The organism is Streptomyces corallincola (genome assembly GCF_019104725.1).
GTDB classification, from domain to species: Bacteria; Actinomycetota; Actinomycetes; order Streptomycetales; family Streptomycetaceae; genus Streptomyces; species Streptomyces corallincola.
Window position 1 is genome coordinate 17,180 of record NZ_JAHRXF010000062.1, and the last position, 11,597, is coordinate 28,776.

The window sequence follows — 11,597 nt, forward strand, 5'->3', positions numbered from 1 at the left end:
CGCGGACTCAGGTCCGCCGGGCCCCGGCCGCCGTTAGTCTGGTGCCGCACCGGGTGTGAGCCGGGTGCCGGGTGGAACGGAAGGGACGGCATGTACGGCTGGATCTGGCGGCATCTGCCGGGCAACGCGTGGGTGAGGGCGCTGATCTCCCTCGTCCTCGTGGTCGCCGTCGTCTACGCCCTCTTCCAGTACGTCTTCCCCTGGGCCGAACCACTGCTGCCCTTCAACGATGTGACGGTGGACAACCAGTGAGCGCGCGAATCCTCGTCGTGGACAACTACGACAGCTTCGTCTTCAACCTCGTCCAGTACCTCTATCAGCTCGGCGCCGAGTGCGAGGTGCTGCGCAACGACGAGGTCACCACCGCCCACGCCCAGGACGGCTTCGCCGGGGTACTCCTCTCGCCGGGCCCCGGCACCCCCGAGGAGGCCGGGGTCTGCGTGGACATGGTCCGGCACTGCGCGGCGACCGGTGTCCCCGTCTTCGGTGTCTGCCTCGGCATGCAGTCGATGCAGGTGGCGTACGGCGGGGTGGTGGACCGGGCGCCCGAGCTGCTGCACGGCAAGACCTCGCCCGTCGAGCACACCGGCCGGGGCGTGTTCGCCGGGCTGCCCTCGCCGTTCACCGCGACCCGGTACCACTCGCTGGCCGCCGAGCCCTCCACCGTCCCCGCCGAGCTGGAGGTCACCGCCCGCACCCCGGACGGCATCGTGATGGGGCTCCGGCACCGCGAACTCCCCGTGGAGGGCGTGCAGTTCCATCCCGAGTCGGTGCTCACCGAGCACGGGCACCGGATGCTCGCCAACTGGCTGGCCGAGTGCGGCGACCCGGACGCGGTCGCCAGGTCGGCGGGGCTCGCCCCGGTGGTGGGCAGGGCCACGGCGTGACCGCGCTGCGCCCCGAGCGCGAGGACGTGTACGGCGAGCAGCCGTACGGGTCCCACGGCCACGCGCCGTACGCGCCCGACGGCGCCCACCAGGACCCCTACGGGACCCGGCAGGACCCCTACGGCACCGGACGGGACCCCTACGGGGGGACGCCGCGGGACCCTTACGAGGGAACGCCGCCGGTCCCCTACGGGTACACCGGTCCGGCCCCTGGCGACCAGGAGACGATGGCGCTGCGGGTCCCCCCGCCGCCCCCGGAGCCCGGCCGCGCGGGCGCCCACGGCGCCTCTGCGGCCTCCGGAGCGGGTGCGGGACCCGATGCCGCACCGGGCGGGCGCGCGGCCCGCAGGAAGGCCGCCAAGCGGCGCGGCGGGCATCGCGGCGCCGCCGCCGAGCCCGCGGAGCGGCCCGCACCGGACGCCGGACGGCCGCTGAGCCGGGTCGAGGCCCGCAGACGGGCCCGGCGGAGCAGACCCGGCGCGGCCGTTGTCGCCAGCCGCGCGCTCGGCGAGGTGTTCATCACCACCGGCGTGCTGATGCTGCTGTTCGTCACCTACCAGCTCTGGTGGACCAACGTCCGTGCCCAGGCCGCCGCCGGACAGGAGACCAGCAGCCTCCAGCAGGACTGGGCCAACGGCCGACGCGCCCCCGGTGTCTTCGCGCCCGGCCAGGGCTTCGCCATCCTGCACATCCCCAAGCTGGACGTGGTCGCCCCGATCGCGGAGGGCGTCAGCAACAAGGGTGTCCTCGACAAGGGCATGGTCGGGCACTACGGCGAGGCCCCGCTGAAGACGGCCATGCCGGACGCGAGGACCGGCAACTTCGGGCTCGCCGCCCACCGCAACACCCACGGCGAACCCTTCCGGTACATCAACCGCCTCGCGCCCGGCGACGCGGTCGTGGTGGAGACCCAGGACACCTACTACGTCTACAAGGTCACCTCCTCGCTGCCGGTGACCCCGCCGTCCAACACCCGCGTCCTCGACCCCGTGCCGCCCGGCTCCGGCTTCACCCGGCCCGGCCGCTACATCACGCTCACCACCTGCACGCCGGAGTTCACCAGCAAGTACCGGCTGATCGTGTGGGGCAAGATGGTCGAGGTACGCCCGCGCGACAAGGGCAAGCCGGACGCGCTCATCGAGTAGGGGCTGGGGAACAGTGGCACGCACCGCCGACGGGACCGGGGAGCAGGCGCGGCAGGACGGGGGAGCGACGGGCGGGCCGCCCGCGCCGGTGCGCCGCGGGCCCGGCCCGGTCGCCCTCGCCGTCAGCCTCTTCGGGGAACTCCTCATCACCGCGGGCGTCCTGCTCGGCCTGTTCGTCGTCTACTCGCTGTGGTGGACCAACGTCGTCGCCGACCGCGAGGCGGGCCGCCAGGCCGACAAGGTCCGCGAGCAGTGGAACCACGACGGCACCGCCGGACCCGGCGCCCTCGACACCAAGGGCGGCATCGGCTTCCTGCACGTCCCCGCCCTGGGCAACGGGGAGGTCCTGGTCGAGAAGGGCACCAGCACCTCCGTCCTGGACAACGGCGTCGCCGGTTACTACACCGACCCCGCGAAGGCCGTCCTGCCGACCAGCGGCAAGAAGGGCAACTTCACACTCGCCGCGCACCGCGACGGCCACGGCGCCAAGTTCCACAACATCGACAAGCTGAGGAAGGGCGACCCGGTCGTCTTCGAGACCCGTGACGACTGGTACGTCTACAAGGTCTACGCGATCCTCCCCGAGACCTCGAAGTTCAACGTCAACGTGCTCTCCCAGATCCCCAGGGAGTCGGGGAGGACCAGGGCCGGGCACTACATCACCCTGACGACCTGCACGCCCGTCTACACCTCCCGCTACCGGTACGTGGTCTGGGGCGAACTGGACCGCGTGCAGAAGGTGGACGCCCGGCGGACCCCGCCGAAGGAACTCCGCTGACCCCGGCCGGTCCCCGCCGCCCTTCTGCGGGCATCGGCGCCGCAAACCCCGTAACACCCCCGGAAAACCCGCACGCCCCCTCCGGGAAGTCCCGGAGGGGGCGTGCGGGGTGCGGGTACTGCTCGGGGGAGCGATGCCCGGTGGTCCCGTAGGGGGTCAGCGGGTGTCACCCGCCGCCGCCGAAGAGGCCACCGCCGCCGTTGTCACCGCCCCCGCCGCCGAAATCCACCGAGGTCAGCTGGACCGGGGTGCTCGCCGGGTCGGCCTGTGTGCCCTGCGGCGGGTTCTGCGCGATGACCCGCGCGTTGCCGTCGTTCGGGCCGTTGACCTGGATGTTGGTGTAACCGGCCTGCTGGAGGATCTGCTGCGCCTCTTGGAGCTTCTTGCCGGTCACGTTCGGCACCTGCCCCTGCGCGGGCGGCGGCTGCTGGCCCTGGGCCTTGCCGACGTTGACCACCACGGGGGTGTTCTTGGAGACCTGGCTCCCGGCGGCGGGCGTGGTGTTCAGCGCCTTGCCGTCCTGGTTCGGGTCGTTGGTCGGGGTGTCGTTGCAGCTCGCCACCAGACCCGCGTCCTGGATCGCCGACTTGGCGTCGTCGCAGGACTTCCCGGCGACGTCCGGGACGGCGATCTTCTCCTCGGCCTTGGCGACCGTGAGCGTGATCGTGGAGCCCTTCTCCTTGGAGGCGCCGCCCTCCGGGTCCTGCTTGGTGACCACACCCGGCGTCTGCGAGGACACCTCGGTCTTCCGCTCGACCTCGAAGCCCTTGTCCTTGAGCTGCGCCGAGGCCTGGTCGTACTGGATGCCCCGCACGTCCGGCACGGTCACCTTGGGCGCGCCGGTGGAGACCACCAGCCGGACCGTGTCGCCCTTGTTGACCTCGGTGCCCGACTGCGGGTCCTGCGAGCAGACGTTGCCCTTCGGCTGGTCCTCGCAGGGCTTGCGCTCCGGCTCCGCGAGCTTCAGGTCGAGGTTCTCGGCCATCTTCTGCGCGGTGGTGTACGGGTTGCCGACGAACACCGGTGCCTTGAACGACTCGTCGGCCTTCTGCCCGGTGAACGCGTACTTCCCGATCAGGATCGCGCCGACCAGCACCAGGACGCCCGCGACGACCAGCAGGATCGTCGAGGTGCTGCCGCCCTTCTTCTGCCGCCCGCCGCGCCGGTCGGGGCGCTCGTCGTAGCCGTAGCCGCCGTCGTCCGGGTTGGCCGGGGGCATCATCGTGGTGGCGCCGCCCGGCTCGGAGCGCAGCGCGGTGGTGGCCTGGTCTTCGTGGTAGCCGCCGTAGCCGGCCGCGCCCAGCGCCGCCGTCGCCGCGACCGGCTGGCCGTCGAGGCACGCCTCGATGTCGGCGCGCATCTCGTCGGCCGACTGGTAGCGGTAGTTCGGGTCCTTGACCAGCGCCCGCAGGACGATCGCGTCCATCTCCGGGGTGATCTCGGGGTCGAACACGGAGGGCGACTGGGGCTCCTCCCGTACGTGCTGGTAGGCCACCGCGACGGGGGAGTCCCCGACGAACGGCGGCCGGACCGTCAGCAGCTCGTAGAGCAGACAGCCCGTCGAATACAGGTCCGAGCGCGCATCGACCTGCTCGCCCTTGGCCTGCTCCGGGGAGAGGTACTGGGCGGTGCCGATCACCGCGGCCGTCTGCGTCATGGTCATGCCGGAGTCGCCCATCGCACGGGCGATGCCGAAGTCCATGACCTTGACCTGGCCGTTGCGCGTCAGCATGACGTTCGCCGGTTTGATGTCCCGGTGCACGATGCCGTTGCGGTGCGCGTACTCCAGACCCTGGAGGATGCCGACGGTCATCTCCATCGCCCGCTCGGGCAGCAGCTTCCGCCCGGAGTGCAGCAGTTCGCGCAGCGTGGAACCGTCCACGTACTCCATCACGATGTACGGGATGGAGACCCCGTCGATGTAGTCCTCGCCCGTGTCGTAGACCGCGACGATCGCGGGATGGTTGAGCGAGGCGGCCGACTGGGCCTCCCGGCGGAACCGGGCCTGGAAGGACGGATCACGCGCGAGGTCCGCGCGGAGCGTCTTCACCGCCACGGTGCGGCCGAGCCGGGTGTCGTGACCGAGGTAGACCTCGGCCATGCCACCACGGCCGAGCACCTGGCCCAGCTCGTACCGGCCGCCGAGGCGACGCGGCTCTTCCATAGCTACCTACCAGCCCTCTCCGTCGGGTCTCGGCCGCGCACGTCCGTGTGCGGCCGGAGGCTGCCGTCGGGGCCTACCGTACCCGGACGGCGTTGTGTGACCTGGCCAAGCCCGCAACCCGATACAGGACCGGTATCGCAACGTGCGGCGATGCGGTGAGAGCGTGAGCGGGGTCACTTCCTGGAGTCGATGACCGCCTTCATGACGTTCTTGGCGATGGGCGCCGCGAGGCCGCCGCCGGAGATGTCGTCGCGGTTGGCGTTCTCGTCCTCGACGACCACCGCCACCGCCACCGGCGAACTGCCGTCCGGCAGCTTCGCGTACGACACGAACCACGCGTACGGGTTGGCGCTGTTCGCCACACCGTGCTGCGCGGTACCCGTCTTGCCGCCGACGGTGACACCGGGGATCTGCGCGTTCTTGCCGGTGCCGTCCTTGACGACGGTCTCCATCATCGACTGGAGGATCTGCGCGTTGGCCGCCGACAGCGGACGGCTCATCTCCTCCGGCTCGGTTTTCTCCACCGAGTCGGCGAGGTTCGGCGACTGGAGCTCGTCCACCATGTACGGCTTCATCAGCTTGCCGTCGTTGGCGACCGCCGACGCGACCATCGCCATCTGCAGCGGCGTGGCCGCGGTGTTGAACTGGCCGATCGAGGACAGCGCGGTCTGCGAGGGGTTCATGTCGTCGGAGAACACCGACGCGTTGGAGCGGACCGGCACGAACTGCTGCTCGTCGAAGCCGAACTTCTTCGCCTCGGCCAGCATCTTGTCGTTGCCGAGGTCGGCGCCGATCTTGCCGAACACGGTGTTGCAGGAGAACTGGAGCGCCACCCGCATCGTCGCGTTCTTGCAGGGGATGTTGCCCTCGTTCTTCAGCTCGGTCTGGGTGCCCGTCATCACCCACGGCAGCGGCGAGTCGGTCTTCTGGTCCGCCGAGGTGTACTTGCCGTTCTCCAGCGCCGCCGCCGCCGTGACCACCTTGAACGTGGAGCCCGGCGGGTACGTCTCGCGCAGCGCCCGGTTCAGCGTCGGGTCGGCCGGGTTGTTGGCCTTCAGCAGCTTCTTCCAGGCCGCCGCGTCGTCGTTGGTGTTCCCCGAGAACGACGACGGGTCGTACGACGGGTACGACGCGAGCGCCAGGATCTTGCCCGTGGCCGGGTCCAGCGCGACCGCCGCGCCCTTGCCGCCCTGCGCCCTCAGCCCGTCGTACGCGGCCTTCTGCGCCGCCGCGTTCAGCGTGGTCACCACGTTGCCGCCCTGCTGGGGCTTGCCGGTGAGCATGTCGAGCGTGTTGCGGAAGAACAGCCGGTCGTCGTTGCCGGTGAGGATGCCGTCGTCGATCTTCTCCAGCTGGGTGGCGTCGAACGCCTGCGAGGAGAAGCCGGTCACCGGTGCCCACATGGGGCCGTTCTTGTACGTCCGCTTGTAACGGAAGTCGCCGCTCTTGGACTCCACCGACCCCGTTATCGGGTTGCCGTCCACGATGATGTCGCCGCGCGGGTGGGAGTACCGCTCGATGGCGACCCGGCGGTTCAGCGTGTCCGTGCGCAGGGCGTCCGCCTTGACGTACTGGAGCCAGTTGTCGCGGATCATCAGGGCGAGCACGAGGAGACCGCAGAAGACCGCGATCCGGCGCAGGGGCTTGTTCATGACGGGCGGACCACCTGAGTCATCTCGGCGTCGGGGTTGGCGGCGGGAGCGGGCGCCGGGCGCCGCGCGGTGTCGCTGATCCTGATCAGGATGCCGATCAGCGCCCAGTTGGCCAGCACGGACGAACCGCCGTACGCCATGAAGGGCATCGTCATGCCGGTCAGCGGGATGAGCCCCATGACACCACCGGCGACCACGAACACCTGGAGGGCGAACGCGCCGGACAGACCGACCGCGAGCAGCTTGCCGAACGGGTCGCGGGCGGCGAGCGCGGTGCGCACACCCCGCTCCACGATCAGACCGTAGATCAGCAGGATCGCCATCAGGCCCGCGAGGCCCAGCTCCTCGCCGAACGTGGCGAGGATGAAGTCGGAGTTCGCGGCGAACTTGATCAGGTCCGAGTGGCCCTGGCCCCAGCCGGTGCCGAGGGTCCCGCCGGAACCGAACGCCCACAGGGCCTGCTGGAGCTGCTCCGAGTGCAGGACGCCGTCCTTGACCCCGGCCTGACTGAGTTTGAACTCGTTCAGCGGGTTCAGCCACGCCTGCACACGGGACTGGATGTGCGGCTCGAAGCTCGCCACACCGACCGCGCCGGCCGCCGACATCAGCAGACCGAACACGATCCAGCTGGTCCGCTCGGTCGCCACGTACAGCATGATCACGAACATGCCGAAGAACAGCAGCGAGGTACCGAGGTCGGTCTCGAAGACCAGGATGAGGATCGAGATGGCCCAGACCACCACGATCGGACCGAGGTCACGGCCGCGCGGCAGGTAGATCCCCATGAAACGGCGGCTCGCCAGGGCCAGCGCGTCCCGCTTCACCATCAGATAACCGGCGAAGAAGACGGCGAGCACGATCTTGGCGAACTCACCGGGCTGGAGCGAACCCAGACCGGGCACGTTGATCCAGATCTTCGCGCCGTAGATGTTCGCGCCCAGACCGGGGATCAGCGGCAGGATCAGCAGGACCAGCGCGCCGAACATCGAGATGTAGGTGTACCGCTGGAGGACCCGGTGGTCCTTCAGGAAGATCAGCACCACCACGAACATCGCGATGCCCAGCGCCGTGTACAGCAGCTGACGCGGCGCCGCCGGGGCGAAGTTGGGCAGCGACTGCAGCAGCTTCGACTGGTCGAGCCGCCAGATGCAGACCAGGCCCAGCCCGTTCAGCAGCGTCGCCAGCGGCAGCAGCAGCGGATCGGCGTACGGCGCGAACTTGCGCACGCCCAGGTGGGCCACGCCCGCTAGCAGGCCGAGGCCGAGGCCGTAGCTCAGCAGGCCCGCCGGGACTTGGTCGTTGATGGCCAGGCCCACGTTGGCGTAGGCGAACACCGGGATGACCACGGCGAAGACCAGCAGGGCCAGCTCGGTGTTGCGGCGGCTGGGTGCGCCGATCGCGCCGATCGTGGAGGTGTGCTGCGTCGGCGAATTGGTAGGACTGCTCATCGTGTGACGGGGCCTCTCACGGCTGGGCTACTGCTTGCCGCACTGATCGACGACCTTCTGCTCATCCACGGAGAGGCTCGGGCCGGGGGTGGGAGTGGCGGTCGTGGACGGGGACTTGGACGGCGGGGTCGTCGGCTTCTTCGAGGACGACGTGTTCGGCGTCGGCGACTCCTTGGACGTGCCCGCACCCTGCTGGGTTCCGGCCGCGCCCCGGTCCGTGTCCGCCGCCGCGCGCTGCGCTTCCTTGCGGCACGCCGACGCCTGCACGGACAGCGCCTGGACCTTCGACTCCGCCTGGCCGAGCCCGCCCGCCGCGATCGTGTTCTCGATCTGCTTCTGCTGGTACGGCGGCAGGTACTTGAGTTCGATCTCGGGGTGGTCCTTCTCGACCTTCGACAGGGACACCCACGCCAGGTCCTGGCTGATACCCCGGTACAGCGCCACGTGCGAACCGCTGGCGCCGACGTAGAACTGCGTCTGCGTCCACCGGTAACCGCCGTACAGACCACCGCCGATGACGGCCAGCGCCAGCACCGTGTAGAACGACCGCTTCAGCCAGCGGCGTCCGGTACGGGGTTTGGTCAGCTCGGCGTCGGCGTAGTCGTCGTAGCCGCCGGACGGGGCGTAGCCCTCGGGCTCGGCCGAGCCGGGCGGGCCGAACTCGCCGCCCCCGCCGTGTCCTTGGCGCCCCAGGTGCGAGGCGCGTCCGGCCGGGGTCTGCATGATGCTGTTGTCGTGCGGGTGGTGCGGGTTCTCCGCGACCGCGCCGACCACCACCGGGGTGTCGGAGTGCTGCCCCGCGAGGGTGTCGCCGGTGTCCAGGTCGAGGACGTCCGCGACGATCACCGTGATGTTGTCGGGGCCGCCGCCGCGCAGGGCGAACTGGATCAGCTCCTGCACGGTCTCCTGCGGGCCCTGGTAACCGGCGAGGGTCTCCTCCATCGTCTGGTGGGAGACCACGCCGGACAGGCCGTCGGAGCAGATCAGATAGCGGTCACCGGCGCGCACCTCGCGGACCGACAGGTCGGGCTCCACGTGGTCGCCGGAACCGAGGGCGCGCATCAGCAGCGAACGCTGCGGGTGCGTCGTCGCCTCCTCCTCGGTGATGCGGCCCTCGTCCACCAGCCGCTGCACCCAGGTGTGGTCCTGCGTGATCTGCGTGAGCACGCCGTCGCGCAGCAGATAGGCGCGCGAGTCGCCGACGTGCACCATGCCGAGCCGTCGGCCCGTCCACAGCAGCGCGGTCAGCGTGGTGCCCATGCCTTCGAGCTGCGGGTCCTCCTCGACCATCGCGCGCAACTGGTCGTTGGCCCGCTGCACGGCCGTGCCGAGCGAGGTCAGGATGTCGGGACCGGGCACGTCGTCGTCGAGCGAGACCAGGGCGGAGATCACCTCCGAGGAGGCCACCTCACCGGCCGCCTGACCGCCCATGCCGTCGGCGATGGCGAGCAGCCGGGGTCCGGCGTAACCGGAGTCCTCGTTGCCCTCCCGGATCATGCCCTTGTGCGATCCGGCGGCGAAGCGCAGGGACAGGCTCATGCGCACCTCGCCCGTCGGCTCCCGGTACAGCCCGTCGTGTCGAGCCACACTGCCCACCCTCCGGTCGGGAGCGCGCCGGCGACCGGGGTGCGGCCTGCCGCTGCGTGCTCGCTCCGCTCGCGCTCACTCATGACGTAGCACTACTTCCGCAGCTCGATGACGGTCTTGCCGATGCGGATCGGCGCGCCCAGCGGGATCGGTGTGGGGGTCGTCAGCCGGGACCGGTCCAGGTACGTGCCGTTGGTGGAGCCGAGGTCCTCGACGATCCACTGGCCGTCGCGGTCCGGGTAGATCCTGGCATGGCGGCTGGAGGCGTAGTCGTCGTCCAGCACGATCGTCGAGTCGTGCGCCCGGCCCAGCGTGACCGTCTGCCCCTGGAGCGCGACCGTGGTGCCGGTCAGTGTGCCCTCGGTCACCACGAGCTTGCTGGGGGCGTTCCGCCCGCGCCGGCCGCCGCCGCCCTGCTGGGCACGCTGCTGCGGAGGCGCGGAGGTCTGCTGGCGGGCCGTCTGCTGCGGACGGCCGGCGTCCCTGCGCGATCCGCGCTGAGTGACACGCGTTCCGAACAGGTCGCTGCGGATGACCTGCACGGCCACGATCACGAACAGCCACAGTACGGCCAGGAAACCCAGCCGCATGACCGTGAGGGTCAGCTCTGACATTGCCCCCGCTTCACCCTTCGGCTTGCCTATAGATAACGGTGGTGCTGCCCACGACGATCCGCGAGCCGTCGCGGAGCGTAGCGCGGGTGGTGTGCTGCCCGTCCACCACGATGCCGTTGGTGGAGCCGAGATCCTGGATCGTGGAGGGCGAACCGGTCCGGATCTCGCAGTGCCGACGGGAGACGCCGGGATCGTCGATCCGCACGTCGGCCTCGGTGCTGCGGCCCATCACCAGCGTCGCGCGGGAGATCTGGTGGCGGGTGCCGTTGATCTCGATCCAGTAGCGGGTGGCTCCGCCGCTCGTCGGGGCCGCCGCGGGCCGCTGGGTGGCGGGCTGCGGGTAGCCGTAGCCGCCGGGCCGGGCGCCGGGAGGCGGCGCGGACGGCATCGGGGGGGCTCCGGCGGGGCCCGCGGGCGGGTAGCCGTACCCGCCGGGGGCACCGGCGGCGCTCTGCGGGGAGCGGCCGGAGGAAGCGTCGGGGCCTCCCTGGGGGCCGCCCTGCGGGCCTCCCTGGGGACCGCCGCCCTGCTGGCTGGCGGAGGAGGCCAGGGTGCGCGAGCGCACCCGGTACAGACCCGTGTCCAGGTCCTCGGCCTTCTCCAGATTGACCTTGATCGGTCCCATGAACGTGTAGCGCTGCTGCTTGGCGTAGTCCCGCACCATGCCGGCCAGCTCGTCGCCGAGCTGCCCGGAGTAGGGGCTGAGCCGCTCGAAGTCGGGCGCGCTCAGCTCCACGATGAAGTCGTTCGGGACGACCGTGCGGTCCCGGTTCCAGATGGTGGCGTTGTTGTCGCACTCGCGCTGCAGCGCTCCGGCGATCTCCACCGGCTGGACCTCTGACTTGAAGACCTTGGCGAAGGTGCCGTTGACCAGACCTTCGAGACGCTGCTCGAACTTCTTCAGGACTCCCATGAGGCACCTCCTCCATCGTTGCCGCTCTGTCGCCGCTCTGCCGGGCCCTGCCGTGCGGCGCGGCTCGCGGCCTCGTTGCCCGAACTGCTTACTGATCGTATCTACGCGCCGGGCAATCAGCCGGTTCCCCCAGCCGCTCCCCTTCGAACTCCTACGGATCGTAGAGGCGGCCCTCGACCAGTGTCCCGCACCCGGCACCGGTCCAGCCCCTCTCCCGGGGAGACGAGGGGGACCGGTACGAGGTTGATACGTGGGCGAAGGGTGTTCGAGTTCTTTGTGACGTGGGTCTTCTTTGTTCGTGATGTTTCAAGGGGGGCGGGGGTGTTGGGGGTGGGTGGAGTGAGGGGGGTGGTGGCTCGGGGAGGGCGCGGGGGTGGGGTCCGCCGGGTGGTGGTGGGGGCGGGGGGGC

The 11,597-nt window shown here is 70.5% G+C and carries 10 protein-coding genes; 4 read left to right on the forward strand and 6 right to left on the reverse strand.

Annotation, left to right across the window (positions count from 1 at the left end; genetic code table 11):
* Positions 1–90 precede the first annotated feature (90 nt).
* The 4 genes from KUM39_RS26160 to KUM39_RS26175 are packed head-to-tail and all read left to right on the forward strand — an operon-like array spanning position 91 to position 2,810.
* Positions 91–252, forward strand: a complete 162-nt coding sequence (locus KUM39_RS26160; RefSeq protein WP_217788246.1) for a hypothetical protein — start codon at positions 91–93, stop codon at positions 250–252.
* Positions 249–887: an aminodeoxychorismate/anthranilate synthase component II gene (locus KUM39_RS26165; protein WP_217788247.1), complete on the forward strand. Its 639-nt coding sequence runs from the start codon at positions 249–251 to the stop codon at positions 885–887. The genes KUM39_RS26160 and KUM39_RS26165 overlap by 4 nt, the downstream gene beginning before the upstream one ends.
* Positions 884–2,032 carry a class E sortase gene (locus KUM39_RS26170; RefSeq protein WP_217788248.1) on the forward strand — a complete coding sequence of 383 codons (1,149 nt, stop codon included), beginning with the start codon at positions 884–886 and terminating at the stop codon, positions 2,030–2,032. Before KUM39_RS26165 ends, KUM39_RS26170 begins: the two co-directional genes overlap by 4 nt.
* A gap of 13 nt (positions 2,033–2,045) precedes the next feature.
* The gene (locus tag KUM39_RS26175; RefSeq protein ID WP_217788249.1) at positions 2,046–2,810 is read left to right on the forward strand and encodes a class E sortase; all 765 of its coding nucleotides are present in this window, start codon (positions 2,046–2,048) and stop codon (positions 2,808–2,810) included.
* A 166-nt stretch (positions 2,811–2,976) separates the two neighbouring features.
* On the opposite strand, the gene pknB is transcribed toward KUM39_RS26175, so the two are convergent.
* The 6 genes from pknB to KUM39_RS26205 form a co-directional block, all read right to left on the reverse strand.
* Positions 2,977–4,974: a Stk1 family PASTA domain-containing Ser/Thr kinase gene (gene pknB, locus KUM39_RS26180; protein WP_217788250.1), complete on the reverse strand. Its 1,998-nt coding sequence runs from the start codon at positions 4,972–4,974 to the stop codon at positions 2,977–2,979.
* A 173-nt stretch (positions 4,975–5,147) separates the two neighbouring features.
* Entirely contained in the window at positions 5,148–6,626 is a 1,479-nt protein-coding gene (locus KUM39_RS26185; protein WP_217788251.1) for a peptidoglycan D,D-transpeptidase FtsI family protein, read from the reverse strand.
* Positions 6,623–8,074: an FtsW/RodA/SpoVE family cell cycle protein gene (locus tag KUM39_RS26190; protein ID WP_217788252.1), complete on the reverse strand. Its 1,452-nt coding sequence runs from the start codon at positions 8,072–8,074 to the stop codon at positions 6,623–6,625. Before KUM39_RS26190 ends, KUM39_RS26185 begins: the two co-directional genes overlap by 4 nt.
* 27 nt (positions 8,075–8,101) lie before the next feature.
* Positions 8,102–9,613: a Stp1/IreP family PP2C-type Ser/Thr phosphatase gene (locus KUM39_RS26195; RefSeq protein ID WP_217788255.1), complete on the reverse strand. Its 1,512-nt coding sequence runs from the start codon at positions 9,611–9,613 to the stop codon at positions 8,102–8,104.
* 140 nt (positions 9,614–9,753) lie between these two features.
* Positions 9,754–10,275 carry an FHA domain-containing protein FhaB/FipA gene (locus KUM39_RS26200; RefSeq protein WP_217788253.1) on the reverse strand — a complete coding sequence of 174 codons (522 nt, stop codon included), beginning with the start codon at positions 10,273–10,275 and terminating at the stop codon, positions 9,754–9,756.
* 10 nt (positions 10,276–10,285) lie between these two features.
* Positions 10,286–11,188: an FHA domain-containing protein gene (locus KUM39_RS26205; RefSeq protein ID WP_217788254.1), complete on the reverse strand. Its 903-nt coding sequence runs from the start codon at positions 11,186–11,188 to the stop codon at positions 10,286–10,288.
* Between the last annotated feature and the right edge of the window lie 409 nt (positions 11,189–11,597).